Below are 26,158 nucleotides of genomic sequence, written 5' to 3'. Positions count from 1 at the left end.
GCGGGGGGGGGCCCCCCCCGCCCCCCCCCCCTCTCGCATAGGGGTGCAGCATCCATCCTGCGAACCCTCCTGAGAAACGGCCGAGCATACCCGCGTCGCGACACGCCCGAGTTTGCGACACGCCCGGGCTGCACGTAGACTAGTGAGGTTCCACATTCCGACGCCCCTCTTGGCGTGCGTCGGATCACTGCCAGGGCAGTGCATAGGCAGCGCAGACGCGCAGGGTCCTAGGCCGCGGGCAGCAGAACCACCACATCACGAATCCACCTCGGGCGGAGCTTTGCTTCGCGCGCGGGGGAGGACGGATGCCGGGACGCGGCGCTTCGGCGCGGCACCCGGATTGACAGCAGAACAGCGGTGCAGCACGCACTGCGTAAGCGGTGCAGAAGTGCCATGGCGCTTTGCGCCACGTGCGTCCAATGCCACAGGGGTATGACGCGAGAAAGAGAGTGAGCAGACAATGGCGGGACAGAAGATCCGCATTCGCCTGAAGTCGTACGACCACGAGGTCATCGACTCGTCGGCGCGCAAGATCGTCGACACCGTGACCCGTGCGGGCGCGACGGTCGTGGGCCCCGTGCCCCTTCCGACGGAGAAGAACGTGATCGCCGTGATCCGTTCTCCCCACAAGTACAAGGACAGCCGCGAGCACTTCGAGATGCGCACCCACAAGCGTCTGATCGACATCATCGATCCGACGCCCAAGGCTGTCGACTCGCTCATGCGTCTCGACCTCCCGGCCGATGTCAACATCGAGATCAAGCTCTGAGGTTCGACATGGCTGACATCAACAACAAGGTTTCCAAGGGCCTGCTGGGCACGAAGCTCGGCATGACCCAGGTCTGGGATGAGAACGGCAAGCTCGTTCCCGTCACCGTCATCGAGATCGCCCCGAACGTGGTCACCCAGGTTCGCACCCCCGAGAAGGACGGCTACAAGGCCGTGCAGATCGGCTACGGGCAGATCGACCCCCGCAAGGTGAACCAGCCCCTCACGGCCCACTTCGAGGCCGCGGGTGTCACCCCGCGCCGTCACCTCACCGAGATCCGCACCGCGGACGCCGCTGACTACTCACTCGGTCAGGAGCTCACGGTGGACGGCACGTTCGAGGCCGGCCAGCTGGTCGACGTCGTCGGCACCAGCAAGGGCAAGGGCACCGCGGGTGTCATGAAGCGTCACAACTTCAAGGGTGTCTCCGCTTCGCACGGTGCGCACCGCAACCACCGCAAGCCCGGCTCGATCGGCGCCTCGTCGACCCCGAGCCGCGTCTTCAAGGGCATGCGCATGGCCGGCCGTATGGGTGGCGAGCGCGTGACCGTTCTCAACCTCAAGGTGCACGCCATCGACGCCGAGAAGGGTCTGCTGCTCGTCAAGGGCGCCGTCCCCGGTGCTCGCGGCCGCATCGTCTACGTCCGCAACGCAGTGAAGGGTGCCTGATCTCATGGCTGACTCGACTCTCGCGCTCGACGTCGTGAAGGCAGACGGCAAGAAGGCTGGTTCCGTCCAGCTGCCCGCCGATCTCTTCGACGTCAAGACGAACATCCCGCTCATCCACCAGGTCGTCGTCGCGCAGCTCGCGGCGGCTCGCCAGGGCACCCACTCGACCAAGCGTCGTGGTGAGGTCTCGGGCGCCGGCCGCAAGCCCTTCAAGCAGAAGGGCACGGGTAACGCCCGTCAGGGCTCGATCCGCGCGCCGCACATGACCGGTGGTGGCATCGTCCACGGTCCGAAGCCGCGCGACTACTCGCAGCGCACCCCCAAGAAGATGATCGCGGCCGCCCTGCTGGGCGCGCTCAGCGACCGTGCTCGCGGCGAGCGTCTCCACGTCGTGGAGTCGTTCGGCATCGAGGGTGCTCCGTCGACCAAGGCCGCTGCTGCGGTCCTGGCCGGTCTCGGCGCCACCAAGAACGTGCTCGTGGTCGTGGACCGCTCGGACGACATCAGCGTCCTCAGCGTCCGCAACATCGCGTTCGCCCACGTGCTGCCGGCTGACCAGCTCAACGCCTACGACGTGCTCGTCTCGGACGACATCGTCTTCACCAAGGCCGCCTACGACGCGTTCGTCGCGTCGAAGAGCGCCGTCACCGAGGAGGCCTCGGCATGACCGCCGTCAACAAGGACCCGCGCGACATCATCCTGAAGCCGGTCGTTTCGGAGAAGAGCTACGGGCTCATCGACGAGGGCAAGTACACCTTCCTCGTCGACCCCCGTGCCTCGAAGACCGAGATCAAGCTCGCCATCGAGAAGATCTTCGGCGTCAAGGTCGCAGCGGTCAACACGCTCAACCGCACGGGCAAGGCCCGTCGCACCCGCTTCGGCACGGGCAAGCGCAAGGACACCAAGCGCGCCATCGTGACCCTGAAGTCGGGCACCATCGACATCTTCACGGCAGTCGGCTGACGGTCGGGATAGAGGACTAGAGATATGGCTATTCGCAAGTACAAGCCCACGACCCCGGGTCGCCGCGGCTCGTCGGTGGCCGACTTCGCCGAGATCACCCGATCGACGCCTGAGAAGTCGCTCCTCCGCCCGCTCAGTAAGACCGGTGGCCGCAACAACCAGGGCCGCATCACCACGCGTCACATCGGTGGTGGCCACAAGCGTCAGTACCGCGTCATCGACTTCCGTCGTAACGACAAGGACGGCATCAACGCCAAGGTCGCTCACATCGAGTACGACCCCAACCGCACCGCGCGCATCGCGCTCCTGCACTACTTCGACGGCGAGAAGCGCTACATCATCGCGCCGAACAAGCTGTCGCAGGGCGACATCGTCGAGTCGGGTCCGTCGGCCGACATCAAGCCGGGCAACAACCTGCCGCTGAAGAACATCCCCACCGGTACCGTGATCCACGCGATCGAGCTCCGCCCCGGCGGCGGCGCGAAGCTGGCCCGCTCGGCCGGCGCGTCGGTTCGCCTCGTGGCGAAGGACGGCCCCTACGCCCAGCTGCGTCTGCCCTCGGGCGAGATCCGCAACGTCGACGCGCGCTGCCGCGCGACCGTCGGCGAGGTGGGCAACGCCGAGCAGTCGAACATCAACTGGGGCAAGGCCGGCCGTAACCGCTGGAAGGGCATCCGCCCGACCGTCCGCGGTGTCGCCATGAACCCGGTCGACCACCCGCACGGTGGTGGTGAGGGTAAGACCTCCGGTGGTCGTCACCCGGTTTCGCCGTGGGGTCAGGCCGAAGGCCGCACCCGTCACGCGAACAAGGAAAGCGACAAGTACATCGTCCGTCGTCGCAACGCCGGCAAGAAGCGGAAGTAGGAGTAGAGGAAGATGCCTCGCAGCCTTAAGAAGGGCCCCTTCGTCGACGAGCACCTGCTTCGCAAGGTCGTCGTCCAGAACGAAGCCGGCACCAAGAACGTCATCAAGACCTGGTCGCGCCGTTCGATGATCATCCCGGCCATGCTGGGTCACACCATCGCCGTGCACGACGGACGCAAGCACATCCCCGTGTTCGTGTCCGAGACCATGGTCGGCCACAAGCTGGGCGAGTTCGCGCCCACCCGCACCTTCCGCGGCCACGTGAAGGACGACAAGAAGGGCCGCCGCCGCTGACGCGGGGGCAGAGGAGAGAGAAATGGTGGAGTCCATCGCACGCGTGCGACACATCCGCGTGACCCCTCAGAAGGCTCGTCGTGTCGTTGCGCTCATCAAGGGCAAGCAGGCTGAGGAGGCCCTGGCCATCCTCAAGTTCGCACCGCAGGGTGCGAGCGAGCCGATCTACAAGCTCGTCGCCGCCGCGATCGCGAACGCTCGCGTCAAGGCGGACAAGGACGGCGAGTACCTGGACGAGCAGGACCTGTACGTGAAGAACGCGTACGTCGACGAGGGCACGACGCTCAAGCGTTTCCAGCCCCGCGCGCAGGGTCGTGCCTTCCAGATCAAGAAGCGCACCAGCCACATCACCGTCGTGCTCTCGACCCCCGAGGTCGCGGAGACGGCACCGGCTGCCAAGAGCAAGAAGGCGAGCAAGTAATGGGACAGAAAGTCCACCCGTACGGCTTCCGCCTCGGCATCACGACCGACCACGTGTCGCGTTGGTTCTCGGACTCGACGAAGCCCGGCCAGCGTTACGCCGACTACGTCGCCGAGGACATCCGCATCCGCAAGCTCCTGCAGACCCAGCTCGACCGGGCCGGCGTGAGCAACATCGAGATCGAGCGCACCCGTGACCGCGTTCGCGTCGACATCCACACCGCCCGTCCGGGCATCGTGATCGGTCGCCGCGGCGCCGAGGCCGAGCGCATCCGCGCCGACCTCGAGAAGCTCACCGGCAAGCAGATCCAGCTGAACATCCTCGAGGTCAAGAACCCCGAGGCCGACGCTCAGCTCGTCGCGCAGGGCATCGCCGAGCAGCTCACCGCTCGCGTGGCGTTCCGTCGCGCGATGCGCAAGGGCCTGCAGGGCGCTCAGCGCGCCGGCGCCAAGGGCGTCCGCATCCAGGTCTCCGGCCGCCTCGGCGGCGCCGAGATGAGCCGCTCGGAGTTCTACCGCGAGGGTCGTGTGCCGCTGCACACGCTGCGCGCGAACATCGACTACGGCTTCTACGAGGCGAAGACCACCTTCGGCCGCATCGGCGTGAAGGTCTGGATCTACAAGGGCGACCTCACCAACAAGGAGCTCGCTCGCGAGCAGGCCAACGCGCCCAAGTCGGACCGTCGTCGTGACGACCGCCGTGGCGCCCCGCGTGGCGACCGCGGCGAGCGTGGCGGCGACCGCCGCAACGAGGCCCCCGTGGCAGAAGGAGCGTCGGCGTAATGCTCATCCCCCGCAAGGTCAAGTACCGCAAGCAGCACCACCCCGGCCGCTCGGGCCAGGCCACCGGTGGCACGAAGGTGTCGTTCGGTGAGTTCGGCATCCAGGCCCTCACGCCCGCTTACGTGACGAACCGTCAGATCGAGTCCGCTCGTATCGCGATGACCCGTCACATCAAGCGTGGCGGCAAGGTGTGGATCAACATCTACCCCGACCGTCCGCTCACCAAGAAGCCGGCCGAAACCCGCATGGGTTCCGGTAAGGGTTCGCCCGAGTGGTGGGTCGCAAACGTCAAGCCGGGTCGCGTCCTCTTCGAGGTCGCCGGCGTCAACGAGGAACTCGCTCGTGAGGCCCTGACCCGTGCCATCCACAAGCTGCCTCTCAAGGCACGCATCATCAAGCGCGAGGAGGGCGACGCGTAATGGCGATCGGCACCAAGACGCTCGCTCCGAGCGAGCTCGACACGTTCGAAGACCAGCGCCTCGTCGAGGAGCTGCGCAAGGCCAAGGAAGAGCTGTTCAACCTGCGCTTCCAGTCGGCGACCGGCCAGCTCGAGAGCCACGGCCGCATCCGCGCGGTCAAGCGCGACATCGCGCGGCTCTACACCGTGATCCGTGAGCGCGAGCTCGGCATCCGTGCCACGCCCGCGCCGCTGGAGACCGCGACGAAGGCGAAGAAGACGAAGGCCAAGAAGGCGGATGCCGCTGACGAGGCCGCGAAGGAAGAGGCCGAGTGATGGCTGACAAGAAGCAGGCCGCTGAGGTCGAGCACGGCGAGCACGACGTTCGCGACGCCGACGCCCGTGGCTACCGCAAGGCCCGCCGTGGCTACGTCGTCAGCGACAAGATGGACAAGACCATCGTCGTCGAGGTCGAGGACCGCGTGAAGCACCCGCTCTACGGCAAGGTCATCCGCCGCACCTCCAAGGTGAAGGCGCACGACGAGACGAACTCCGCCGGCATCGGCGACCTCGTCCTCATCAACGAGACCCGCCCGCTCAGCGCCACCAAGCGCTGGCGTCTGGTCGAGATCCTGGAGAAGGCCAAGTGATTCAGAACGAGTCCCGCCTCAAGGTCGCCGACAACACGGGCGCCAAGGAGCTGCTCACCATCCGCGTTCTCGGTGGCTCGAACCGCCGTTACGCGGGTCTCGGTGACATCATCGTGGCCACCGTCAAGGACGCGATCCCGGGCGGCAACGTCAAGAAGGGCGACGTCGTCAAGGCCGTCGTCGTTCGCACCAAGAAGGAGACCCGTCGTCCCGACGGGTCGTACATCAAGTTCGACGAGAACGCCGCCGTCATCCTGAAGAACGACGGGGAGCCCCGCGGCACCCGCATCTTCGGACCGGTCGGTCGTGAGCTTCGTGACAAGAAGTTCATGAAGATCGTCTCGCTCGCACCGGAGGTGATCTGACCCCATGGCCAAGATCAAGAAGGGTGACCTGGTTCAGGTCATCACGGGCAAGAAGCAGGACAAGGGCGGCGACCGCGGCAAGCAGGGCAAGGTCCTCGAGATCCTCGCCGAGCAGAACCGCGTCATCGTCGAGGGCGTGAACTACGTCACGAAGCACAACCGTGTCGGTCAGTCGCAGCGCGGCACCAAGACGGGCGGCATCGAGACGATGGAAGCCCCCATCCACATCTCCAACGTCCAGGTCGTCGACCCCTCGACCAAGAAGCCGACCCGTGTCGGCCACCGTGTCGAGGAGCAGACCAAGGACGGCGTGAAGCGCACCGTCCGCGTGCGCTACGCGAAGAAGTCAGGCAAGGACCTCTGAACATGAGCAGCACCACTGCCGTGGAGGCTGGCAAGATCCAGCCCCGCCTGAAGCAGAAGTACAACGGCGAGATCAAGAAGGCTCTGCAGGACGAGTTCGGCTACGCCAACGTCATGCAGATCCCCGGCCTGGTCAAGGTCGTCGTGAACACCGGTGTCGGCGAGGCAGCTCGCGACAGCAAGGTGATCGATGGCGCGGTCGACGACCTCACCAAGATCACCGGTCAGAAGCCGGTCGTGACCAAGGCCCGCAAGTCCATCGCGCAGTTCAAGCTGCGTGAGGGGCAGGCCATCGGCGCGCACGTCACCCTCCGTGGCGACCGCGCGTGGGAGTTCATCGACCGCCTCGTCAACCTGGCGCTGCCCCGCATCCGCGACTTCCGCGGCCTGTCGGGCGCCCAGTTCGACGGTCACGGCAACTACACCTTCGGTCTCCAGGAGCAGTCCGTGTTCCACGAGATCAACCAGGACAAGATCGACCGCGTCCGCGGCTTCGACATCACCATCGTGACGACGGCGAAGACGGACGCCGAGGGCCGCGCACTCCTGCGCGCCCTGGGCTTCCCGTTCAAGTCGGACGACGCGCAGGCGTAATTCCTGAATCGGATGCCTCGACCCGGGCGCGTGCGCGCGGGTCGAGGCATCCGGATCCCATAACTGAACATGGCAATCATGGAAGGTCGTCCGGCGTGTAACGCCTGCCGATACCTCGTGAACAAAGGAATCAAGAAATGACAATGACAGACCCGGTCGCAGACATGCTGACCCGTCTGCGCAACGCGAACTCGGCGCACCACGACTCCGTGTCGCTGCCGAGCTCCAAGCTCAAGACCCACATCGCCGAGATCCTCAAGCAGGAGGGCTACATCTCCGCGTGGGAGGTCAGCGACGCCCGCGTCGGCTCGACCCTCACCCTGACGCTCAAGTACGGCCCGAACCGCGAGCGGTCGATCGCCGGCATCAAGCGCGTCTCGAAGCCCGGCCTGCGCGTGTACGCGAAGTCGACCGAGATCCCCCGCGTCCTCGGCGGCCTCGGCGTCGCGATCCTGTCCACCTCCTCCGGTCTTCTCACCGACCGTCAGGCAGAGCAGAAGGGCGTGGGTGGGGAAGTCCTCGCCTACGTGTGGTGATCTGACATGTCGAGAATCGGTCGTCTTCCGATCGACATCCCCGCCGGCGTGACCGTTTCGGTCGATGGCCAGGATGTCGCCGTCAAGGGCCCCAAGGGCGAGCTCCTGCTCACCGTGGCCCGTCCCATCGAAGTCAAGGTCGAAGAGGCACAGGTCGTCGTGACCCGTCCCGACGACGAGCGCGCCTCGCGTTCGCTGCACGGCCTGACCCGCACGCTCATCAACAACAACATCATCGGTGTCACCCAGGGCTACACCAAGGGTCTCGAGGTCGTCGGCACGGGTTACCGTGTCGCGCAGAAGGGCAGCTCGATCGAGTTCGCCCTCGGCTTCTCGCACCCGGTGCTGGTCGACCCGCCCGCCGGCATCACGCTGACCGTCGAGGGCAACAACAAGGTCACCGTGAGCGGCATCGACAAGCAGGCGGTCGGCGAGGTCGCCGCCAACATCCGCAAGATCCGCAAGCCCGAGCCGTACAAGGGCAAGGGTGTGCGGTATGCCGGCGAGGTCGTTCGTCGCAAGGCCGGAAAGAGTGGTAAGTAACCATGGCTGTCAAGACAAAGACCCAGGCGCGTTCGCGCCGTCATGCCCGCCTCCGCAAGAAGGTCGTCGGCACCGAGCTGCGTCCGCGCCTCGTCGTCACCCGTTCGGCCCGCCACGTCTTCGTGCAGGTCGTGGACGACAGCAAGGGCCACACCGTGGCATCGGCCTCGACGCTCGAGACCGGTCTGCGCACGTTCGACGGTGACAAGACCGCCAAGGCCCGCAAGGTCGGCGAACTCGTCGCCGAGCGCGCGAAGGCCGCCGGCGTCTCGGACGTCGTGTTCGACCGTGGCGGCAACCGCTACGCCGGCCGTGTCGCGGCGATCGCCGACGGCGCCCGCGAGGGAGGTCTGAACCTGTGAGTGACAACAAGGAGAACATCGTGACCGAGCAGGCTGCTGCCGAGGCTCCGGCCGACGCCGCCGCGACGGCTCCCGCCGAGCGCGAGCGCGAGCCGCGCCGCGGTGGGCGCGAGCGCAACCAGACCCGCGGTGACCGCGGTGGTCGCGATCGCAACGAGAGCCAGTTCCTCGAGCGCGTCGTCACCATCAACCGCGTGTCGAAGGTCGTCAAGGGTGGTCGTCGCTTCAGCTTCACCGCGCTCGTCGTCGTCGGCGACGGCAACGGTGTGGTGGGCGTCGGCTACGGCAAGGCCCGCGAGGTGCCGCTGGCGATCTCGAAGGGTGTCGAAGAGGCCAAGCGCAACTTCTTCCGCGTGCCGCGTGTCGGCTCGACCATCCCGCACCCCGTGCAGGGTGAGGCCGCTGCCGGTGTGGTGCTGCTGCGCCCCGCCGCCGCCGGTACCGGTGTCATCGCCGGTGGCCCGGTGCGTGCCGTCCTCGAGTGCGCCGGTATCCACGACGTGCTGTCGAAGTCGCTCGGCTCGTCGAACACGATCAACATCGTCCACGCGACGGTGGAGGCCCTGAAGCAGCTCGAGGAGCCCCGTGCGGTCGCCGCGCGTCGCGGTCTCGACTTCGACCAGGTCGCCCCCGCCCGTCTCGTCCGTGCCGAGGCTGAGGCCGCGGCCGCTGCGAAGGCAGGTGTCTGATGGCTGCGCGCCTGAAGGTTACGCAGGTCAAGTCCAAGGTGAGCGAGAAGCAGAACCAGCGTGACACGCTGCGTTCGCTCGGTCTGAAGCGGATCGGCGACTCGGTCGTCCGCCCCGACGACGCGCAGACGCGCGGCTACGTCCGGACCGTCGCACACCTCGTGAAGGTTGAGGAGATCGACTGATGGCTGAGAAGAACGACGCCGTCGAGGCTGAGAAGGCCCCGAAGAAGGCTGCTGCTCCCAAGGCTGCCGCCGAGAAGAAGGCCCCCGCGAAGGCGTCCGCCGCCAAGGCGGACAAGGCTGAGAAGGCCCCCGCGAAGAAGGCTGCGCCGGCGAAGAAGGCTGCTCCCAAGAAGGATGCTCCGGCTTCGCGCCCGGGCGTGCTCAAGGTGCACCACCTTCGTCCGGTCCCCGGCTCCAACACCGCGAAGACCCGTGTCGGTCGCGGTGAGGGCTCGAAGGGCAAGACGGCGGGTCGCGGTACCAAGGGTACGAAGGCCCGCTACCAGGTCAAGGTCGGCTTCGAGGGTGGGCAGATGCCGCTGCACATGCGCACCCCGAAGCTCCGCGGCTTCAAGAACCCGTTCCGCGTCGAGTACCAGGTCGTGAACCTGGACAAGCTCGCGGAGCTGTACCCCGCTGGTGGCGACGTCACCATCGGCGACCTGGTCGCCAAGGGTGCAGTGCGCAAGAACGAGAAGGTCAAGGTGCTCGGCACCGGCGACATCTCGGTGAAGCTCAACGTGTCGGTCGACAAGGTCTCGGCTTCGGCCGAGCAGAAGATCGTCGCCGCGGGCGGCGCCGTCAAGTAATACGCACACAGTGGGGGCCGGAGCTTGCTCCGGCCCCCACTGGGTTACCCTGGACGTCGGTACGTCTGCGTGCCGACGCCCCCTCTGGAGGAATCCTCTTGTTCAGCGCCATCGCGCGGATCTTCCGCACACCCGACCTTCGGCGGAAGATCGCATTCACCCTGGCGATCATCGCCCTGTACCGCTTCGGCGCGCACGTTCCTGCGCCGTTCGTCGACTTCCCGAACGTGCAGTCGTGTCTGCGGCAGTCCGCCGGCACCGAGGGTCTCCTCTCGCTGGTGAACCTCTTCTCCGGCGGCGCCCTCCTCCAGCTGTCGATCTTCGCCCTCGGCGTCATGCCGTACATCACGGCGACGATCATCGTGCAGCTGCTGCGCGTCGTCATCCCGCACTTCGAGACCCTCTACAAGGAGGGCCAGGCGGGCCAGGCCAGGCTGACGCAGTACACGCGCTACCTCACGATCGCGCTCGCACTGCTCCAGTCGACCACGCTCGTCACCGTCGCCCGCAGCGGCCAGCTCTTCGGGACCACCGGTGTTCCCGAGTGCGAGAACCTCCTCACGAACGACGTGTGGTGGGCTCAGCTGCTCATGATCATCACGATGACCGCCGGCACCGGCCTCATCATGTGGTTCGCCGAGCTCGTCACCGAGCGCGGCATCGGCAACGGCATGTCGCTGCTGATCTTCACCTCGATCGCCGCAGCGTTCCCCGCCTCGATGTGGGCGATCTGGCAGTCCAAGGGCTTCGAGGTCTTCCTGCTCGTCCTGGCCGTCGGCATCGTCGTCGTCGCGCTCGTCGTCTTCGTCGAGCAGTCGCAGCGCCGCATCCCGGTCCAGTACGCCAAGCGCATGGTCGGACGCCGCACCTACGGCGGCACGAACACGTACATCCCGATCAAGGTCAACATGGCCGGCGTCGTGCCCGTCATCTTCGCCTCATCGCTGCTGTACATCCCGGCGCTCATCGCGCAGTTCAACCAGCCGCAGGCGGGCGAAGAGGTTCCGGCCTGGGTCGCCTGGATCCAGCTGTACCTCGTGCGCGGCGACCACCCGCTGTACATGGCGCTGTACTTCCTCCTCATCGTCGGCTTCACCTACTTCTACGTCGCGATCACGTTCAACCCGGTCGAGGTCGCCGACAACATGAAGAAGTACGGCGGCTTCATCCCCGGCATCCGTGCCGGTCGGCCCACGGCGGAGTACCTGGACTACGTGCTCACGCGCATCACCCTCCCGGGCTCGATCTACCTCGGTCTGATCGCGCTCCTGCCGCTCATCGCCCTCGCGACGGTCGGCGCCAACCAGAACTTCCCGTTCGGCGGCGCCTCGATCCTGATCATCGTCGGCGTGGGTCTCGAGACGGTGAAGCAGATCGACGCGCAGCTGCAGCAGCGCCACTACGAAGGGCTCCTCCGATGACGCGACTTCTGATCGTCGGCCCGCAGGGTTCGGGCAAGGGCACGCAGGGCATCCGCATCGCCGAGGCGTTCGGCGTCCCGGCCATCTCGACGGGCGACGTGTTCCGCGCCGCCGTCGCCGATGGCTCGGACCTCGGCAGCCAGGTCAAGGCCATCATCGAGGCGGGCGACCTGGTCCCCGACGAGCTGACCAGCGCCGTGGTGCGTGAGCGTCTCTCGCAGGGCGACGCCGAAGGCGGCTTCCTGCTCGACGGCTACCCCCGCAACGTGGCTCAGGTCATGCACCTCGACGAGTTCCTCGAAGGACGCGACGAGGAGCTGGACGCCGTGATCCTGCTCGATGTGCCGCGTGAGGAGAGCATCTCGCGCATCGCGGGCCGTGCTGCCGAGCAGGGGCGCAGCGATGACACCGAAGAGGTCATCGCGAACCGCCTGGCGATCTACGAGCGCGAGACGGCGCCCATCCTCGGCGTGTACGAGACGCGCGACCTCGTCGTGCCGGTCGACGGTGTGGGCACCCTCGACGAGATCACCGAGCGGATCGTCTCCGCCCTCGAGGCGCGCGGGCTCGTCCGCGTCCCCGTCGCCTGATCCCGTGTCGCTCCGCCGTTCGATCTACAAGTCGCCCGCCCAGCTGCGGGCGATGGTGGAGCCCGGGCTCATCACGGCTGCAGCTCTCGACGCGGCCCGCAGCTTGATCGCCCCCGGCGTGACGACGGCGGAGCTGGATGCCGCGGCATCCGCTCTCATCACCGGCCGAGGCGCGAAGTCCAACTTCCAGATGGTGCGCGGGTACCGCCACACCATCTGCGCCTCGGTCAACGAGGAGGTCGTCCACGGCATCCCCGGCGACCGGGTGCTCGCGCCCGGCGACATCCTGTCCGTGGACGCCGGCGCCGAGTACAAGGGCTGGAACGGGGACTCCGCGTTCACGTTCGTCCTCCCGGACGACAGCCGCCCCGACGTCGTCGCGGCGCGGCAGCACCTTTCGGACGTGACCGAGGGGTCGCTGTGGGCCGGTATCGCCGCGCTCGCGACCGCGAAGCACATCGGCGAGGTCGGCGCGGCTATCGAGGGGTACATCGAAGCCAACTCGCCGCGCTCTTCGGACGGGTCTGCCGGAACCTACGGCATCCTGCGCGAGTACGTCGGGCACGGCATCGGTCGCAAGATGCACGAGTCGCCCTCGGTGTTCAACTACCGCGTCGCCGACCCCGGCCCCGAGGTGCGGCCCGGACTGGTGCTCGCCATCGAGCCCATGGTCGTGATCGGCGACCAGGCCACGTTCGTCGAGGACGACGGATGGACGGTCTCCACGATCGACGGCACCGCCGGCTCGCACTGGGAGCACAGCGTCGCCGTTCACGAAGACGGAATCTGGGTGCTCACCGCACCCGACGGCGGCGCCGCGGGCCTTGCGCCCTTCGGCGTGACCCCGCGCGAGATCGCCTAGGAGGCTCCACATGGCACAGACGTCCCGCAAGACCAACTGGTTCGCGATCTGGGTGACCCTGGGCGTCGTGGTGGCGCTCGTGCTCGTCACCGTGCTCGTGGTCACCCTGAACAACGCGGCGACGCCCAAGCCGCTGCCGACCGAGGTGAACACGCCGTCGGCGTCGAACATCGACAGCGAGACCGGCGCGATCGTCGTCGGCACCGGCGAGGACACCCTCGGCACCTACATCGACTTCATGTGCCCCGTCTGCAACCAGTTCGAGCAGGTCTACGGCGCCGAGATCGAGAGCATGGTCGACGACGGCAGCATGACTCTCGAGATCCACCCGATCTCGATCCTCGACGGCCAGTCGAGCGGCACCCAGTACTCGACCCGCGCCGCGAACGCCGCCTACTGCGTGGCCGTCGCCGACGCCGACGCGTCGCTGCCGTTCCAGCAGGCGATGTTCGAGAATCAGCCCTCCGAGGGTTCGAAGGGCCTCACGAACAACGAGATCCTCGACATCGCCTCGGGCGTGGGCGTCACGGGCATCGACTCGTGTGTCAACGACGGCACCTACGCCGGCTTCGTGACGACGATGACCGAGCAGACTCCGATCCAGCCCGGCTCCTCCGGTATCGGCACCCCGACGATCACGGTCAACGGCCAGGTCATCGCGAACTCGGCGCTGCCGCCCGCCGGCTCGCTCGCGACGCTGTTCGAGTAGAAGCTCTCCGGGGGACGGATGCTGCAGCCGCAGCATCCGTCCCCCGGAGACGTCCGCCGACCCAGGCTCACCACGAGGTCGCATCGGTCCGCCGAAGATTCCTCGCGATGTCGGCCCCGGGCCAATAGAGTCGCACTCACGGGGGAGTGGGAGAAGAGCGGATGCTGCAGGCGAGTGTGCGTCGAATCGGGACGGTGGTCGCCATCGGCGCGCTGGCCGGTGCCGGGGTGGTCGCGGTCGCACCGCTCGCGGACCCGCCGGCGGCTGTCGCCGCTGTGGGGGAGTGCCCACCCGGCACGATCCCGGGACCGGGCAACACGAACCCGATCTGGACAGACAACAACGTCGCGATCTACGCGGGGCAGGACTTCCGCGCCGAGGCCGGCGCGGCGGAGGCCGAAGGCCTGGTGGTGGTGCAGGGCGACGCCGACTTTACGAAGTCGGCAGGCGGCACCTTCAACGTCGGCTGGGTCGGGGTCGGGTCGGGTGTGGTCCCCACTCCCGGCGACACCATGCTCGCGGTCGGGGGCGACGTGTCGGTCGGCGCCGGCACCGTGCTCGACGTCGGCGCGAACGCACGCAACGCCGAGAACGAGCTCGTCGGCGGCAACGTCGACGTCGGCGGCATCACGACTCCCGACTACGAGACCGATGGCTCGCGCTATCGGCTCAACAACGGCACGCTCACACAGGACCTGGGCGCCGATGCGACGGCGAACTGGTCGACGTGGGGCACAGAGATCACCACGATGTCGGCGGAGTACGCGGCGCTCGCTGCGACCGGGACGGTGACCGCGGCGTTCACCGTGATCGACTTCGTCGGTGACGGGGCGGCCGCCCAGCAGGTATTCACGGTCACGTCGGCCGCCCTCGCCGCCAATCCCGAGATCCACTTCACCGGCATCCCTGACGGGGCGTCCGTCGTGATCAACGTGACAGGCTCCGGCCCCGCGAGCTGGGCGCCCTACTATTTCAGCGACAACGGCGTGCGTGTCGACGCCCCGGCATCCGCGGACTTCGGGACCGTGGCGCAGCGCACCCTCTGGAACTTCGTCTCCGCGACCTCGCTGCACGTCGCCGGGTCGTCGCAGGTGCTCGGCTCCATCCTGCTGCCCGCGGCCGATCCTGCCGCCGACCAGCCCGCGCTGCGCGTGACCGCGAGCACCAACGGCCGGCTGTACACGAACGGCACGATCGTCATGGACGGCGTGGGCAACGAGCACCACAACTATCCGTGGATCGACCCGCCGTTCGACTGCATCCCCGAGCCGATCCCTCCGCTGGCGACGGGGTCGGTCACGATCGCCAAGGAGATCTCGCCCGAGGATGCCGCCATCCTTCCCGAAGGCGTGCTGTTCTACGGCACGGTCGTGTGCGACCTGCCTGAGGACGGCGGCGAGGTCGTGGCGGAGTGGTACGTCGCACCCGGCGAGTCCGTGGTGGTGGACGGGCTGCCGGTCGGCGCGTCCTGTGTCATCCAGGAGTCGATCGGCGTGGGCTCGCGCGCGGTCGCGCCGTTGGTGCTCGTCGGTCCGGTGCTCGCTCCGACGTACTTCCTGTGGCAGACCCCGGTCTGGGATCCGTCGCCTCCGCAGTTCGTGGTGCCGGCGTCGAACGATCCCGTCCAGTTCACCTTCACCGTCACCAACGCGCTCGTGCGCGGTGCGTTCACGATCGAGAAGTCGGTGGAGGGCGAGGGTGCGCCGGATGCGGCCTTCACCGGCACCTGGTCGTGCACTCTCGCGGGCGAGGCGGTCGGCGACGGCGACTGGTCGCTGCAGGCGGGGCAGACGACGGAGCCTATCGAAGCGCTCGTCGGCGCGGTCTGCGCAGTCACCGAGACGACCCCGGCCGAGCCCGACGGCGGCAGCTGGTCGGCCCCGGTCATCGATCCGCCATCCGTGACCATCACCGCAGCGTCCGCCCAGGAGCCGCTGACGTTCGTGGTCACCAACACGTTCGTCCCCGACCCGGTACTCGGCGGGTTCGACATCGTCAAAGTCGTCGATGATCCGGACGGCGTCGGCTTCGACGATTCCTTCGGCGGCACCTGGTCGTGCACGGCGGAGGGCAGCGAGGTCGCCGGCGGCTCGTGGACGGCTACGACGACGGAGCCCTTCGCGGTCGACGACATCGCCGTGGGAGCGACCTGCAGCGTGACGGAGGACGCGCCCGCGGACCCGGCGGACGGCACATGGGGCGACGTCGAGATCGCACCCGCGAGCTTCGTCGTCGAAGACGCCGAGACCCGGGTCATCGTGACCGTGACCAACACGCTCACCGCCGACGCGCCCGCGACCGGCGGCGGCGCGCTTCCGGCCACCGGCACCACGGTGCCGTGGTGGGCCATCGCGGTGGGCGGAGCGCTGCTCGTCGGAGGAGCCGCGGTCGTGCTCATCACCGTGGTGCGCCGCCGGCGTTCCTGAGTGCGAGCCGTGACGGCACCGCGGTCATTTGCCGAGGCATCCACTATCACGTATGCTTGATCTTTGGTGCGTTGCGCCTGTATTGGCGTGTCGCCGCACCGAATCCCATCCACCGCAGATCGACCGGTCTGCACAAGTGTTAGCGAGCGTATGGCGAAGAAAGACGGTGTCATCGAGATCGAGGGCGTCGTGTCCGAGGCGCTGCCCAACGCGATGTTCCGCGTTGAGCTCAGCAACGGCCACAAGGTCCTCGCGACGATCTCCGGCAAGATGCGGCAGAACTACATCCGCATCATTCCCGAGGACCGTGTCGTCGTGGAGCTGTCGCCCTACGACCTCACCCGCGGGCGCATCGTCTACCGCTACCGCTAGACCGGTCGAGAAGTAACACCCCAGGCTCCGGCCTGCCCGGTGAAGACAGCGAAGAGAAGAAGTCATGAAGGTCAACCCCTCCGTCAAGCCCATCTGCGACCACTGCAAGGTCATCCGTCGCCACGGTCGCGTCATGGTGATCTGCAAGAGCAACCCGCGTCACAAGCAGCGCCAGGGCTGACATCAGGTCTGGACGGATGCTGCGGCCCGCAGCATCCGTCACCCCACAACTGAATACGACTACAGGCAGCGTCAGAACCCGCATCGAGCGGGGGACACCTCGGGCTGGGGGCCCGGGCACCGATGCTGCTCCACACCTCCACCAACTCTCAGGAGAATCGCATGGCACGTCTTGCCGGCGTTGACATCCCGCGCGACAAGCGCGTGGTGATCGCCCTCACGTACATCTACGGCGTCGGCCGTACCCGCTCGAACGAGATCCTCGCCGCGACGGAGATCGACGAGAACATCCGCGTCAAGGACCTCAGCGACGACCAGCTCGTCGCACTCCGCGACTACATCGAAGGCAACTACAAGGTCGAGGGTGACCTCCGTCGTGAGGTTGCCGCCGACATCCGCCGCAAGGTCGAGATCGGTTCCTACGAGGGCCTGCGCCACCGCCGCGGCCTCCCGGTGCGCGGTCAGCGCACGAAGACGAACGCCCGTACCCGCAAGGGCCCGAAGCGCACCGTCGCCGGCAAGAAGAAGGCGCGCTAAGGCGCGGCCCCCAGGGTTTAGGAGAGCAAGAGCAATGGCACAGGCCAAGTCCGCCGCGCGCAAGCCGCGCCGCAAGGAGAAGAAGAACATCGCGCTGGGCCAGGCCCACATCAAGTCGACGTTCAACAACACGATCGTCTCGATCACCGACCCGTCGGGCGCTGTCATCAGCTGGGCGTCGTCGGGTGGCGTGGGCTTCAAGGGCTCGCGCAAGTCGACGCCGTACGCCGCCGGCATGGCCGCGGAGTCCGCTGCCCGCCAGGCGCAGGAGCACGGCGTCAAGAAGGTCGACGTCTTCGTGAAGGGCCCGGGTTCGGGCCGCGAGACCGCGATCCGCTCGCTGACCGCCGCCGGCCTCGAGGTCGGCTCGATCCAGGACGTGACGCCGCAGGCCCACAACGGCTGCCGTCCGCCCAAGCGCCGCCGCGTCTGACTTCCCGTAAGCCGGGGCACCGTTCGTCGGTGCCCCGGCTCCGGCACGTTTCCCACGGATGCCGCGACCGCTCGCCCGCGCGTCGGCCGCAGCATCCCGAGCAAAACTCAACACCTCACCCACCGCACGTGTCATATAGCGGGCACGTGATCGAAAGGAACACATAGTGCTCATCGCACAGCGTCCCACTCTGACCGAGGAGAAGATCGGGGAGTTCCGCAGCCGTTTCGTCATCGAGCCGCTGGAGCCCGGCTTCGGTTACACGATCGGCAACGCGCTGCGTCGCAGCCTCCTGTCGTCCATCCCCGGCGCAGCCGTGACGTCGATCCGCATCGACGGCGTCCTCCACGAGTTCAGCACCATTCCCGGTGTCAAGGAGGATGTCACCGAGATCATCCTCAACATCAAGCAGCTGGTCGTCTCCAGCGAGCGCGACGAGCCCATCACCGCGTACCTGCGCAAGACCGGCGCCGGTGAGGTCACCGCCGCCGACATCTCGGCGCCGGCCGGTGTCGAGGTGCACAACCCCGAGCTCGTCATCGCGACGCTGAACGACACCGCCAAGTTCGAGCTCGAGCTCACCATCGAGCGCGGCCGCGGCTACGTCTCGGCGACCCAGAACCGCAACGAGTACGCCGAGGCCGGTCAGATCCCGATCGACTCGATCTACTCGCCGGTCCTCAAGGTCTCGTACCGCGTCGACGCGACGCGTGCCGGTGAGCGCACCGACTTCGACAAGCTCGTGCTGGACGTCGAGACCAAGTCCTCGATCGCTCCGCGCGACGCCGTCGCGTCGGCCGGCCGCACCCTGACGGAGCTCTTCGGCCTGGCCCGCGAGCTCAACGTCGAGGCTGAGGGCATCGAGATCGGCCCCGCGCCGGTCGAGACCGTCCTCTCGAACGAGCTGTCGATGCCCATCGAGGACCTCGACCTGTCGGTGCGTTCGTACAACTGCCTCAAGCGTGAGGGCATCAACACCGTGTCGGAGCTCGTCGCCCTCTCGGAGACGCAGCTCATGAACATCCGCAACTTCGGTCAGAAGTCGGTCGACGAGGTGCGCGACAAGCTCATCTCGCTCGGCCTGTCGCTGAAGGACTCGGTCCCCGGGTTCGACGGCGCGCACTTCTACGGCGGCTACGACGACGAGACCGTGTGATCGGATGCCGGGACTCCCGGCATCCCGTATCCCCTGACCGAATTTCATCCTGGAGTAACTGAGAATGCCCAAGCCCACCAAGGGTCCCCGCCTCGGAGGCGGCCCCGCCCACGAGCGCCTGCTGCTTGCGAACCTGGCCGCCGCGCTGTTCACCCACAAGTCGATCAAGACGACCGAGACCAAGGCCAAGCGCCTGCGTCCGCTCGCCGAGCGTCTCATCACGTTCGCGAAGCGCGGCGACCTGCACGCGCGTCGTCGCGTGCTGTCGGTCATCGGTGACAAGGAAGTCGTGCACGTCCTGTTCACCGAGATCGCTCCGCTGGTCGCGGACCGTGAGGGCGGCTACACCCGCATCACGAAGGTCGGCAACCGCAAGGGCGACAACGCGCCCATGGCCGTCATCGAGCTCGTCCTCGAGCCCGTGACGAAGAAGCCGTCGGCCAAGAAGGCCGCCGCCGCCAAGGCTGCTCCGGCCGAGGAGGCTCCCGCCGAGGAGACCCCCGCCACGGACGAGGCCGCCGAGGCCGGCGCCGAGTCGCAGGACGAGGGCGCTGCCGCTGAGGCTGCCGCCGAGGAGGCCGTCGAGGCCCCCGCCGAGGAGAAGTCCGAGTAATTCGGATCCCGCCGGGCGCAGCAGCCCGGCACCCCTTGCACCGCGAGGCCCGTCACCCCCTGGGTGACGGGCCTCGCTGCGTCTGCCCGTCCTTGTGCCGGGGTGCAGGGGGCGCCGGCTCAGGGGACGCCGGTTCAGGGGGTGAGGTCGGCGCTGAAGATCTCGGCGAGGCGGTCGGCGCGGTCCGCGGCGTCGGCGCGGCGCTCGTCGGCGAGCTCGTCGACGGCGGCCGCGACGGTGTCGGCGAAGATACGCCCGCCGGCGGCGCCGGGGTGGATCCTGTCGCCGGCGAGGAGATCCTCGTGGGGCGCGATGGCTCCGGACCAGTCGGCGACGATGACGTTGCGGTGGTCCTCGGCGAACGCGGCGAGCTCGGCGTTGACGCCGGGGATCCAGTCGCGCGGCGCGTACGCGTTCACGAGGACGAGGTTGCGCTTCGGTCCCACCGTGTCGGCGAGCTGTTCCAGCGTCGAGGGGTCGACCGCGCCGTTCGTGCCCAGGGCGACGACGACGTACGGCCGCAGCCGGCCGGTGGCGTCGAGGTCGTCGACGATCTCGGGTCCTGCCCACATGGAGCGCGAGACCTCGGCGTCGACGTCGATGCCCGGCAGGCGCTCCACGAGCCCGCCGGCCGACGCCAGCATGACGGAGTCGCCGACGGCGCTGATCTGGTCGCCCGGGATGTCAGCGGGGGCGGTGGACGCCGCATCCGTTGCCGAGGGGGTGGGGGCGATCGGCGCGGGAGCCTCGCGCAGCGCCTTCTCGAGGGCGGCGCGGCCGGCCGCGACGGCCGCCTCGGCGCTGGTCTCGTCGGGCGAGACCGCGATGGCGGTGCCCGCGCCGGCGAGCACGAGCGCGCCGCTGAGCGCGACGCCGACGGCGCGAAGCCGTGCGCCGGGCCCGCTCTGCAGGCGTGTCGCGAGCAGCCGCACCGAGGCGCGGAATCCGTGCCGGCGCACGGGCGTCTCCACCAAGCGGAACGACAGGGCGGATGCTGCGGCCGTCGCCGCGAGGACTCCGAGGCCGATCCAGGCGGGCGCCGTCGCGACGGTCGCGTCGGGTGCGAACGCCGCCACCGCGAGTACGAGCAGCGGCCAGTGCCACAGGTAGATGCCGTAGGAGCGGTCGCCGATCCAGCGCATCGGCCGCACGTCGATCGCGCGTCCGAACCAGGAGCCGGGCCACACGCCCGCGACGATCGCGACGGCGCTGAGCAGGCTCGCGGCGAGGAGGGCGCCGGGGAACGTCAGGATGGAGGAGCTCTGCGGCAGCATCGCGAGCGCGACCAAGCCGACGAGGGCGAGCACGCCGGCCGCGCCGGTCACGTCCCGCGCCACGCGCGACTCGGCCCACTGCAGGCCAGCCAGTGGCGCCAGCAGGAACGCGAGGCCGACGCCGAGCAGCAGGCCGAACGCGTGCGTGTCGGTGCCGAAGTAGGCGCGCGTGACGTCGCCGCCGCCCGAGACCACGACGCCCATCCAGGCGGCCGAGGCGGCCGCCAGCACGAAGGCGGCCGCGGTGCGCGCCCACGGGCGCGGCAGCAGCAGGAACAGCGGGAAGATCAGCGGCCAGAGCACGTAGAACTGCTCCTCGACCGCGAGCGACCAGAAGTTGCGGAACAGTTCGGGCGTCGCCGCGGCGAAGTACCCGCCGCCGCCCGCGACCGAGACCCAGTTGTAGCTGAAGGTCGCCGCGCCCAGCACCTGGTCGTCGAGGTCGACGAGAACGTCGCCGCCCACGATCCAGGCGAGAGCCGAGCAGACCACGACCACCACCGCGAGGGCGGGCAGCAGCCTCCGCGCGCGCCGCTGCCAGAACCGGCCGAGGGCGACGCGTCCGGTTGAGAGCTGCTCCCGCAGCAGCAGGCTCGTGATGAGGAATCCGCTGATCACGAAGAAGACGTCCACTCCGACGAACCCGCCCGGCAGCACCGCCGGCGGGAACAGATGGTAGACGACCACGAGCAGGACGGCGATCGCGCGCATGCCGTCCAGCCCGGCGAAGCGGGCGGGCGGGGCGGGGGAGGGCGCAGTCGACGTCATGGGTTCTCACGAACGAAGGAGGGGGAAACGGCAATCATACGCGGCGCGTCTGGGCGTATCACGGCGCGCGGTGGCCGCTCTATGCCAGAAGCAGGCCGAGCGCTACTCTTGGCCCCAACCTCGGCGCGCCGAGGTGTTGGGGATGCTTCCAGCGCCGCTGCACGTGATCGAACGGCGGCGTACGAGGGGAGAGAGCGTGTCCGGACCGGAGACGCCCGTGGCGACACCCGCGCACTGGGTGGGCACGCCACGGGTCCGTGCGCGTGCGGGTCTGTCGATCTACTCGATCCTGCTCATCATGCTGCTGTCGGTGAGCGTGCTGTCGAGCATCGTCGTCGGCATCATCGGATACGTCAACGGCACCGAGGCGCTGCGCGCGATCGCATACGAGAAGCTCGTCGAGATCCGCGAGAACCGCGCGCGCGAGGTGTCGCAGCTGTTCCGCTCCATCGAGAACTCGGTGCGGCTGTCGGCGCTCAACGACACCAGCAAGGCTGCGGTGCGCGCCTTCACCGAGGGCTTCGCGGAGTTGAACGCGCAGGAGACGGATGCCGCAGCATCCGCCGCCGTCAGCACCTACTATCGCGACGCATTCGCCGCCGACCTCGAGGATGCGACCGGCGAGGACGTCGACGGCTCGGCGTTCGCCCCGCGCGGGGCGGCCCAGACGTACCTGCAGAGCCACTACGTGATCCCGTACGACAGCTGGGAGGACGCGATCGTCGCCGATGACGCGGGCGACGGCAGCGCGTGGTCGGCGGCGCACGCGAAGTACCACGACTACTACCGCACGATGACCGAGCTGCAGGAGTACGAGGACGTGCTCATGCTCGACACCGAGGGCAACGTCGTCTACACCGCGTACAAGGGCGTCGACCTCGGGACGAACCTGTTCGACGGACCGTACCGGCTGTCGAACCTCGCCGTCGCGTACCGCGAGGCGATGGACCGCAACATCGTCGGCGACGTCGTGCTCGCCGACTTCGCGTCGTACGGGCCGAGTCTCGGCGCGCCGGCCGGCTGGGCCGTGGTGCCGATCGCCGACGACGGCGAGGTGCTCGGCGCGCTCGCGATCGAGCTGCCGATCGAGCGCATCGACGACGTCATGACCGTCGCCGGCGAGTGGGAGCTCAACGGCCTCGGCGCGACGGGCGAGACGTACCTCGTGGGCGCCGACGGCACGATGCGATCCGTCTCGCGCGCGCTGCTCGACGACGCGGCGACGTACGAGACGGATGCTGTGGCCGCGGGTCTTGCGCCGGCTGCGGCGGCGCTCGCCGTGAACAACGGCAACACGCTGCTCAACCAGGCGATCGCGGGCACCGCCGTGACCCGCGCTCTGGCCGGCGATTCGGGCACGCTGCTCGAGAGCGACTACCTCGGCCGTGCCAGCCTCACGGCCTACGCGCCGCTCGAGGTCGACGGTCTGGACTGGGTGATCGTCGCGCAGGAGACCGAGCAGGAGGCGATGGTCCCCGTCGAGGACTTCACGCGCAATCTCATCCTCTCGACGGCGGCGATGATCATCTTCGTCTGCGTGCTGTCGCTGGTGCTCGCGCAGGTGTTCGTGCGGCCGCTGCGCCGCCTCAAGACGGCGGCCCAGCGCATCGCCGCGGGCGACGAGGGCGTGCAGGTCGACGCCGGTTCGAGCGACGAGCTCGCCGACGTCGCGAACGCCTTCAACGACATGAGCCGCAGCCTGCAGGTGAAGTCGCACCTCATCGCTCAGCAGGAGAAGGCCAACGAAGACCTCATCCTCTCGTTCATGCCCGAGGGCATGGCGAGCCGCTACAAGCTCGGCGACGACGCGATCACGCAGGACAGCGACGACGTCACGGTGGTCTTCGCCGACATCGTGGGCTTCGAGGCACTCGCGCTGTCGATGTCGTCCGACGACGCGGTCGCGCGTCTCAACGACCTCATCCGGGCGTTCGACGAGGCGGCTGAGCGGCACGGCGTCGAACGCGTGCGCACCACACGGCAGAGCTACCTCGCCAGCTGCGGGCTCGCCACGCCACGGGTCGACAACGCGCGCCGTGCGGTCGAGTTCGCCCTCGAGCTCGACACGATCCTCGAGCGGTACTCGACGCAGCAGGGCGTGTCGCTGACGCTGCGAGCGGGGCTCGACTCCGGCAAGGTGACGAGCGGCCTCATCGGTCGTGCGCGGGTCGTGTACGACATGTGGGGCGATGCCGTGAACCTCGCGTTCCGCGTGCAGGGCGACTCCGACGAACCCGGCATCTACATCACCCAGCGCGTCGCCGAGCGCCTGCCCGACTCGATCACGACCCTGCCTGCGGGCGAGATCGAGACGCAGTCGGGCGGCCAGCGCGTGTGGAAGGTGCAGGCCCCGAGCGTCGTCGTGGCCGAGGGGTGAGGCATCCGTGGCCGATATCGTCTCGCAGCCGTGGTTCTGGCCCGCCGTCGTGGTCTCGGTGGGGCTGCCGCTCGCGCTCATCGGGCTGACGGAGTTCCACAACGCGCTCGCCCGGCGCGGCAGCCGCGCGGCGCCGATCGTGCTGATGGTGCGCAACTACCTCGTGCCGGTCGCCGGCATCCTGGTGCTGCTCAGCCAGCCGGGTGCGTGGGAGGGATCGGGCACCTGGCCGAAGGTCGTGTGGACGATCTTCGGGCTGCTCGTGATCGTCGTCACGATCAACGCCGTCAACCACCTCGTGTTCCACCGCGCCGAGAAGGGGTCATGGCGCGACCGCTTCCCCACGATCTTCAGCGACCTCATCCGGTTCGTCTTCATCATCCTCGGCATCGCGGCGGTGTTCTGGTGGGTGTGGGACGCCGACGTCGCCGGCGTGTTCGCCGCGCTCGGCATCACCTCGATCGTGGTCGGCCTCGCGCTGCAGAACGCGGTGGGGTCGATCGTCTCGGGTCTCTTCCTCGTGTTCGAGGCGCCGTTCGAGCTCGGCGACTGGATCGAGACCGGCGGCACGCGCGGGCAGATCGTCGAGGTGAACTGGCGCGCCGTGCACCTCGAGACCGGCAACGGCACGGTGATCATCCCTACGGCGGAACTCGCCGGCGGCTCGTTCGTGAACCTCTCGCGCAACCCGGAGCCGTACGCCGCGACCCTCGAGGTCGAGTTCGGCACCGATGACCCGCCCGGGCGCGTGCGCGAGCTGCTCGTGGCGGTGGCGCGGGACATCCCGCTGCTGTCGCCCGATCTCGAACCGTCGGCGGTGACCCTGGGCGGCTCGCGGTACGAGGTGTCGATCCCGCTCCGCACGCCCGGCGACCGCGCGGACGCCCTCGATGCGTTCGCGACCCGTGTCTGGTACGCCGCGCGCCGCGGCGACCTGCACCTGGACGGCGACCTCACCGACGACTGGCGCACGTCGGCGCGACTTCAGGATGCCCTGCGGCAGATCGCGCCGTCGCTGAGCCTCGCGCCCGGTGAGGCCGAGGCGCTCGCCGCTCACGCGCGCCTCGAGCGGTACTGCGCGGGGGAGTCCCTGCTGCGGCCCGGCATCGTGCCCGTGGAGACCCGCTTCATCCTCGCCGGCACGGTCGTGCTCGGCATCCCGACCGAGGACGAGGGGTTCGTGCAGGTGGGGATTCTGGCCGAAGGCGACGCCGTCGGCCTCACCGCGCTCTCGCGCACGCCGACCATCTCGCGAGCACTCGCCACGAGCGAGGTCGATGTCGTGGTCGTGCCGGTCGCCGCGCTCGACGACATCGTCCGTGCGCATCCCGTGGTCGCGCGCGAGATCGTCCGCGAGAGCGAGAACCGGCTCCGCCAGGCCGGCGCGGCGCTCGCCGCGGTCGGCGAGACGCTGCCCCGGGGCCGCTTCGTCGTCGGGTGAGGGCGCCTCGGCAGGTGGGAGCGCCTCGGTAGGCTGGAGTCCGTGCGGATCCGCCTCGACATCGCCTACGACGGCACGCACTTCCGCGGGTGGGCGCGTCAGCCCGGGCTGCGCACGGTACAGGAGACGCTCGAGTCGTCGCTCGCACGCGTCGTCGGCGGCGATCCGCGGCTCGTGGTCGCCGGCCGCACCGATGCGGGCGTGCACGCCACCGGTCAGGCCGCGCACGTCGACCTCGACGAGGCGCAGCAGCAGCGCATGCTCACCAGGCACGCGCGTCCGGCCGCCGGCGTCCCCACCGCCGAAGACCGCGCAGCCGCCCTCGCCGCCCGCATGACGGGCGTGGTGGGCGCGTACTCCGACGTCGCGGTCACGGGCTCGCGCATCGCCCCCGAGGGCTTCGATGCGCGGTTCTCGGCGGTCTGGCGCCGCTACGAGTACCGCATCGGCGACACCGTGACCGGCTACGACCCGCTCGAGCGCCATCGCACCACCTCGGTGCGGGCATCCCTCGATGCGGAGGCGATGGATGCTGCCGCTCGCGCCCTCATCGGACTCCACGACTTCGCCGCCTACTGCAAGCCGCGCGAAGAGGCGACGACGATCCGCACGCTGCTCGAGTTCGACTGGCACCGCGACGACGCCGGCGTGCTCGTCGCGAACGTCAAGGCCGACGCGTTCTGCCACAGCATGGTGCGCGCCCTCGTCGGCGCGTGCGTCGCCGTGGGTGAGGGCCGTCTCGACGTCGACGACGTCGTCGACATCCGCGACGCGCAGGAGCGCGTGCCCGAGGTCAAGGTGCTCGCGGCGCGCGGGCTCACGCTCACCGAGGTGGGCTACCCGGCCGACGATCTGCTCGCACAGCGGGCAGAGCAGACGCGCGCGCGGCGCGATCGCGAGTGACACCGTCCCGCTAGACTGACCG

35 protein-coding genes are annotated in these 26,158 nt (G+C 68.6%); 34 read left to right on the top strand and 1 reads right to left on the bottom strand.

The window, feature by feature from the left end; genetic code table 11:
- The first annotated feature begins 460 nt into the window (after positions 1–460).
- The 31 genes from rpsJ (at position 461) to rplQ (ending at position 19,373) form a co-directional block, all read left to right on the top strand.
- Entirely contained in the window at positions 461–769 is a 309-nt protein-coding gene (rpsJ, locus tag Q9R33_RS03515; protein ID WP_018171443.1) for a 30S ribosomal protein S10, read from the top strand.
- 8 nt (positions 770–777) lie between these two features.
- Positions 778–1,437 carry a 50S ribosomal protein L3 gene (rplC, locus tag Q9R33_RS03510; protein ID WP_045301481.1) on the top strand — a complete coding sequence of 220 codons (660 nt, stop codon included), beginning with the start codon at positions 778–780 and terminating at the stop codon, positions 1,435–1,437.
- Positions 1,438–1,441: 4 nt separating this feature from the next.
- A complete protein-coding gene (gene rplD, locus Q9R33_RS03505; RefSeq protein WP_056371392.1) occupies positions 1,442–2,104 on the top strand; it encodes a 50S ribosomal protein L4 in 663 nt (220 codons plus the stop codon).
- Positions 2,101–2,400, top strand: coding sequence for a 50S ribosomal protein L23 (gene rplW, locus Q9R33_RS03500; RefSeq protein WP_045301485.1), 300 nt, complete (start codon positions 2,101–2,103; stop codon positions 2,398–2,400). The genes rplD and rplW overlap by 4 nt, the downstream gene beginning before the upstream one ends.
- Before the next feature lie 24 nt (positions 2,401–2,424).
- On the top strand, positions 2,425–3,264 hold the full coding sequence (gene rplB / locus Q9R33_RS03495; protein ID WP_045301487.1) for a 50S ribosomal protein L2: 840 nt from the start codon (positions 2,425–2,427) through the stop codon (positions 3,262–3,264).
- Between the two features lie 12 nt (positions 3,265–3,276).
- Entirely contained in the window at positions 3,277–3,558 is a 282-nt protein-coding gene (gene rpsS, locus Q9R33_RS03490; protein ID WP_045275479.1) for a 30S ribosomal protein S19, read from the top strand.
- A 22-nt stretch (positions 3,559–3,580) separates the two neighbouring features.
- Positions 3,581–3,979: a 50S ribosomal protein L22 gene (rplV, locus tag Q9R33_RS03485; protein ID WP_045301488.1), complete on the top strand. Its 399-nt coding sequence runs from the start codon at positions 3,581–3,583 to the stop codon at positions 3,977–3,979.
- Positions 3,979–4,761, top strand: coding sequence for a 30S ribosomal protein S3 (gene rpsC, locus Q9R33_RS03480; RefSeq protein WP_311292878.1), 783 nt, complete (start codon positions 3,979–3,981; stop codon positions 4,759–4,761). Before rplV ends, rpsC begins: the two co-directional genes overlap by 1 nt.
- Positions 4,761–5,180 carry a 50S ribosomal protein L16 gene (rplP, locus tag Q9R33_RS03475; protein WP_018171451.1) on the top strand — a complete coding sequence of 140 codons (420 nt, stop codon included), beginning with the start codon at positions 4,761–4,763 and terminating at the stop codon, positions 5,178–5,180. Before rpsC ends, rplP begins: the two co-directional genes overlap by 1 nt.
- Entirely contained in the window at positions 5,180–5,494 is a 315-nt protein-coding gene (rpmC, locus tag Q9R33_RS03470; protein WP_045301493.1) for a 50S ribosomal protein L29, read from the top strand. The genes rplP and rpmC overlap by 1 nt, the downstream gene beginning before the upstream one ends.
- Entirely contained in the window at positions 5,494–5,808 is a 315-nt protein-coding gene (gene rpsQ, locus Q9R33_RS03465) for a 30S ribosomal protein S17 (protein ID WP_056371390.1), read from the top strand. Before rpmC ends, rpsQ begins: the two co-directional genes overlap by 1 nt.
- The gene (gene rplN / locus Q9R33_RS03460) at positions 5,805–6,173 is read left to right on the top strand and encodes a 50S ribosomal protein L14 (protein ID WP_056371389.1); all 369 of its coding nucleotides are present in this window, start codon (positions 5,805–5,807) and stop codon (positions 6,171–6,173) included. Before rpsQ ends, rplN begins: the two co-directional genes overlap by 4 nt.
- Before the next feature lie 4 nt (positions 6,174–6,177).
- On the top strand, positions 6,178–6,537 hold the full coding sequence (gene rplX, locus Q9R33_RS03455; RefSeq protein ID WP_056371387.1) for a 50S ribosomal protein L24: 360 nt from the start codon (positions 6,178–6,180) through the stop codon (positions 6,535–6,537).
- 2 nt (positions 6,538–6,539) lie between these two features.
- Positions 6,540–7,130, top strand: a complete 591-nt coding sequence (rplE, locus tag Q9R33_RS03450; protein WP_056371384.1) for a 50S ribosomal protein L5 — start codon at positions 6,540–6,542, stop codon at positions 7,128–7,130.
- Positions 7,131–7,267: 137 nt separating this feature from the next.
- Positions 7,268–7,666 carry a 30S ribosomal protein S8 gene (gene rpsH, locus Q9R33_RS03445; RefSeq protein WP_045301501.1) on the top strand — a complete coding sequence of 133 codons (399 nt, stop codon included), beginning with the start codon at positions 7,268–7,270 and terminating at the stop codon, positions 7,664–7,666.
- A gap of 6 nt (positions 7,667–7,672) precedes the next feature.
- Positions 7,673–8,209: a 50S ribosomal protein L6 gene (gene rplF, locus Q9R33_RS03440; protein WP_056371383.1), complete on the top strand. Its 537-nt coding sequence runs from the start codon at positions 7,673–7,675 to the stop codon at positions 8,207–8,209.
- 2 nt (positions 8,210–8,211) lie between these two features.
- Positions 8,212–8,571 carry a 50S ribosomal protein L18 gene (gene rplR, locus Q9R33_RS03435; RefSeq protein ID WP_056371381.1) on the top strand — a complete coding sequence of 120 codons (360 nt, stop codon included), beginning with the start codon at positions 8,212–8,214 and terminating at the stop codon, positions 8,569–8,571.
- Complete coding sequence (rpsE, locus tag Q9R33_RS03430) at positions 8,568–9,260, top strand: 30S ribosomal protein S5 (RefSeq protein WP_056371379.1); 693 nt, start codon at positions 8,568–8,570, stop codon at positions 9,258–9,260. Before rplR ends, rpsE begins: the two co-directional genes overlap by 4 nt.
- Positions 9,260–9,445, top strand: coding sequence for a 50S ribosomal protein L30 (rpmD, locus tag Q9R33_RS03425; RefSeq protein WP_018171461.1), 186 nt, complete (start codon positions 9,260–9,262; stop codon positions 9,443–9,445). The genes rpsE and rpmD overlap by 1 nt, the downstream gene beginning before the upstream one ends.
- Positions 9,445–10,074 carry a 50S ribosomal protein L15 gene (gene rplO / locus Q9R33_RS03420; protein ID WP_082497159.1) on the top strand — a complete coding sequence of 210 codons (630 nt, stop codon included), beginning with the start codon at positions 9,445–9,447 and terminating at the stop codon, positions 10,072–10,074. Before rpmD ends, rplO begins: the two co-directional genes overlap by 1 nt.
- 98 nt (positions 10,075–10,172) lie before the next feature.
- Positions 10,173–11,495: a preprotein translocase subunit SecY gene (gene secY, locus Q9R33_RS03415; RefSeq protein WP_056371373.1), complete on the top strand. Its 1,323-nt coding sequence runs from the start codon at positions 10,173–10,175 to the stop codon at positions 11,493–11,495.
- Positions 11,492–12,085 carry an adenylate kinase gene (locus Q9R33_RS03410; RefSeq protein WP_056371371.1) on the top strand — a complete coding sequence of 198 codons (594 nt, stop codon included), beginning with the start codon at positions 11,492–11,494 and terminating at the stop codon, positions 12,083–12,085. Before secY ends, Q9R33_RS03410 begins: the two co-directional genes overlap by 4 nt.
- Positions 12,086–12,089: 4 nt before the next feature.
- Positions 12,090–12,947 (top strand): type I methionyl aminopeptidase, encoded by an 858-nt coding sequence (map, locus tag Q9R33_RS03405; protein WP_311292877.1) that lies wholly within the window; start codon positions 12,090–12,092, stop codon positions 12,945–12,947.
- Between the two features lie 10 nt (positions 12,948–12,957).
- Positions 12,958–13,656 (top strand): thioredoxin domain-containing protein, encoded by a 699-nt coding sequence (locus Q9R33_RS03400; RefSeq protein ID WP_311292876.1) that lies wholly within the window; start codon positions 12,958–12,960, stop codon positions 13,654–13,656.
- Positions 13,657–13,817: 161 nt separating this feature from the next.
- The gene (locus tag Q9R33_RS03395; protein WP_311292875.1) at positions 13,818–16,082 is read left to right on the top strand and encodes a choice-of-anchor A family protein; all 2,265 of its coding nucleotides are present in this window, start codon (positions 13,818–13,820) and stop codon (positions 16,080–16,082) included.
- Between the two features lie 150 nt (positions 16,083–16,232).
- Entirely contained in the window at positions 16,233–16,454 is a 222-nt protein-coding gene (gene infA / locus Q9R33_RS03390; protein WP_018171468.1) for a translation initiation factor IF-1, read from the top strand.
- Between the two features lie 64 nt (positions 16,455–16,518).
- The gene (rpmJ, locus tag Q9R33_RS03385) at positions 16,519–16,635 is read left to right on the top strand and encodes a 50S ribosomal protein L36 (protein WP_005050492.1); all 117 of its coding nucleotides are present in this window, start codon (positions 16,519–16,521) and stop codon (positions 16,633–16,635) included.
- A 161-nt stretch (positions 16,636–16,796) separates the two neighbouring features.
- Positions 16,797–17,171, top strand: coding sequence for a 30S ribosomal protein S13 (rpsM, locus tag Q9R33_RS03380; protein ID WP_056371363.1), 375 nt, complete (start codon positions 16,797–16,799; stop codon positions 17,169–17,171).
- Between the two features lie 34 nt (positions 17,172–17,205).
- Entirely contained in the window at positions 17,206–17,604 is a 399-nt protein-coding gene (rpsK, locus tag Q9R33_RS03375) for a 30S ribosomal protein S11 (RefSeq protein ID WP_018171470.1), read from the top strand.
- A 166-nt stretch (positions 17,605–17,770) separates the two neighbouring features.
- Positions 17,771–18,760: a DNA-directed RNA polymerase subunit alpha gene (locus Q9R33_RS03370; protein WP_056371361.1), complete on the top strand. Its 990-nt coding sequence runs from the start codon at positions 17,771–17,773 to the stop codon at positions 18,758–18,760.
- 64 nt (positions 18,761–18,824) lie between these two features.
- The gene (rplQ, locus tag Q9R33_RS03365; RefSeq protein ID WP_056371359.1) at positions 18,825–19,373 is read left to right on the top strand and encodes a 50S ribosomal protein L17; all 549 of its coding nucleotides are present in this window, start codon (positions 18,825–18,827) and stop codon (positions 19,371–19,373) included.
- A gap of 134 nt (positions 19,374–19,507) precedes the next feature.
- Here the strand turns inward: rplQ and Q9R33_RS03360 are convergent, their stop codons facing one another.
- Positions 19,508–21,415: an acyltransferase family protein gene (locus Q9R33_RS03360; protein ID WP_311292874.1), complete on the bottom strand. Its 1,908-nt coding sequence runs from the start codon at positions 21,413–21,415 to the stop codon at positions 19,508–19,510.
- A gap of 196 nt (positions 21,416–21,611) precedes the next feature.
- Here Q9R33_RS03360 and Q9R33_RS03355 point away from each other — a divergent pair, with 196 nt between their 5' ends.
- From Q9R33_RS03355 to truA, 3 genes are read left to right on the top strand one after another with little or no spacing between them, the layout of a single operon-like run.
- On the top strand, positions 21,612–23,792 hold the full coding sequence (locus Q9R33_RS03355) for an adenylate/guanylate cyclase domain-containing protein (RefSeq protein WP_311292873.1): 2,181 nt from the start codon (positions 21,612–21,614) through the stop codon (positions 23,790–23,792).
- Positions 23,793–23,799: 7 nt separating this feature from the next.
- On the top strand, positions 23,800–25,233 hold the full coding sequence (locus tag Q9R33_RS03350) for a mechanosensitive ion channel domain-containing protein (RefSeq protein ID WP_310248659.1): 1,434 nt from the start codon (positions 23,800–23,802) through the stop codon (positions 25,231–25,233).
- A 42-nt stretch (positions 25,234–25,275) separates the two neighbouring features.
- Positions 25,276–26,136, top strand: a complete 861-nt coding sequence (gene truA / locus Q9R33_RS03345) for a tRNA pseudouridine(38-40) synthase TruA (RefSeq protein WP_056371350.1) — start codon at positions 25,276–25,278, stop codon at positions 26,134–26,136.
- Positions 26,137–26,158 lie beyond the last annotated feature (22 nt).

The organism is Microbacterium sp. PRC9 (assembly GCF_031844125.1).
Taxonomy (GTDB): domain Bacteria; phylum Actinomycetota; class Actinomycetes; order Actinomycetales; family Microbacteriaceae; genus Microbacterium.
This window is presented reverse-complemented; position numbering and strand designations above follow the sequence as displayed.

What these genes read in the sequence shown, in the direction of transcription:
- rplD (WP_056371392.1), top strand. Translation starts at nt 1,442, where the DNA reads ATGGCTGACTCGACTCTCGCGCTCGACGTCGTGAAGGCAGACGGCAAG.
- rpsH (WP_045301501.1), top strand. Translation starts at nt 7,268, where the DNA reads ATGACAATGACAGACCCGGTCGCAGACATGCTGACCCGTCTGCGCAAC.
- rplB (WP_045301487.1), top strand. Translation starts at nt 2,425, where the DNA reads ATGGCTATTCGCAAGTACAAGCCCACGACCCCGGGTCGCCGCGGCTCG.
- rplC (WP_045301481.1), top strand. Translation starts at nt 778, where the DNA reads ATGGCTGACATCAACAACAAGGTTTCCAAGGGCCTGCTGGGCACGAAG.
- rplF (WP_056371383.1), top strand. Translation starts at nt 7,673, where the DNA reads ATGTCGAGAATCGGTCGTCTTCCGATCGACATCCCCGCCGGCGTGACC.
- rplW (WP_045301485.1), top strand. Translation starts at nt 2,101, where the DNA reads ATGACCGCCGTCAACAAGGACCCGCGCGACATCATCCTGAAGCCGGTC.
- rpmJ (WP_005050492.1), top strand. Translation starts at nt 16,519, where the DNA reads ATGAAGGTCAACCCCTCCGTCAAGCCCATCTGCGACCACTGCAAGGTC.
- rplX (WP_056371387.1), top strand. Translation starts at nt 6,178, where the DNA reads ATGGCCAAGATCAAGAAGGGTGACCTGGTTCAGGTCATCACGGGCAAG.
- rpmC (WP_045301493.1), top strand. Translation starts at nt 5,180, where the DNA reads ATGGCGATCGGCACCAAGACGCTCGCTCCGAGCGAGCTCGACACGTTC.
- rpsS (WP_045275479.1), top strand. Translation starts at nt 3,277, where the DNA reads ATGCCTCGCAGCCTTAAGAAGGGCCCCTTCGTCGACGAGCACCTGCTT.
- infA (WP_018171468.1), top strand. Translation starts at nt 16,233, where the DNA reads ATGGCGAAGAAAGACGGTGTCATCGAGATCGAGGGCGTCGTGTCCGAG.
- rplR (WP_056371381.1), top strand. Translation starts at nt 8,212, where the DNA reads ATGGCTGTCAAGACAAAGACCCAGGCGCGTTCGCGCCGTCATGCCCGC.
- rpsQ (WP_056371390.1), top strand. Translation starts at nt 5,494, where the DNA reads ATGGCTGACAAGAAGCAGGCCGCTGAGGTCGAGCACGGCGAGCACGAC.
- Q9R33_RS03400 (WP_311292876.1), top strand. Translation starts at nt 12,958, where the DNA reads ATGGCACAGACGTCCCGCAAGACCAACTGGTTCGCGATCTGGGTGACC.
- rplV (WP_045301488.1), top strand. Translation starts at nt 3,581, where the DNA reads ATGGTGGAGTCCATCGCACGCGTGCGACACATCCGCGTGACCCCTCAG.
- rpmD (WP_018171461.1), top strand. Translation starts at nt 9,260, where the DNA reads ATGGCTGCGCGCCTGAAGGTTACGCAGGTCAAGTCCAAGGTGAGCGAG.
- rpsK (WP_018171470.1), top strand. Translation starts at nt 17,206, where the DNA reads ATGGCACAGGCCAAGTCCGCCGCGCGCAAGCCGCGCCGCAAGGAGAAG.
- rplO (WP_082497159.1), top strand. Translation starts at nt 9,445, where the DNA reads ATGGCTGAGAAGAACGACGCCGTCGAGGCTGAGAAGGCCCCGAAGAAG.
- rplE (WP_056371384.1), top strand. Translation starts at nt 6,540, where the DNA reads ATGAGCAGCACCACTGCCGTGGAGGCTGGCAAGATCCAGCCCCGCCTG.
- rpsC (WP_311292878.1), top strand. Translation starts at nt 3,979, where the DNA reads ATGGGACAGAAAGTCCACCCGTACGGCTTCCGCCTCGGCATCACGACC.
- rpsM (WP_056371363.1), top strand. Translation starts at nt 16,797, where the DNA reads ATGGCACGTCTTGCCGGCGTTGACATCCCGCGCGACAAGCGCGTGGTG.
- Q9R33_RS03395 (WP_311292875.1), top strand. Translation starts at nt 13,818, where the DNA reads ATGCTGCAGGCGAGTGTGCGTCGAATCGGGACGGTGGTCGCCATCGGC.
- Q9R33_RS03360 (WP_311292874.1), bottom strand. Translation starts at nt 21,415, where the DNA reads ATGACGTCGACTGCGCCCTCCCCCGCCCCGCCCGCCCGCTTCGCCGGG.
- rplP (WP_018171451.1), top strand. Translation starts at nt 4,761, where the DNA reads ATGCTCATCCCCCGCAAGGTCAAGTACCGCAAGCAGCACCACCCCGGC.
- rplQ (WP_056371359.1), top strand. Translation starts at nt 18,825, where the DNA reads ATGCCCAAGCCCACCAAGGGTCCCCGCCTCGGAGGCGGCCCCGCCCAC.
- Q9R33_RS03410 (WP_056371371.1), top strand. Translation starts at nt 11,492, where the DNA reads ATGACGCGACTTCTGATCGTCGGCCCGCAGGGTTCGGGCAAGGGCACG.
- rpsJ (WP_018171443.1), top strand. Translation starts at nt 461, where the DNA reads ATGGCGGGACAGAAGATCCGCATTCGCCTGAAGTCGTACGACCACGAG.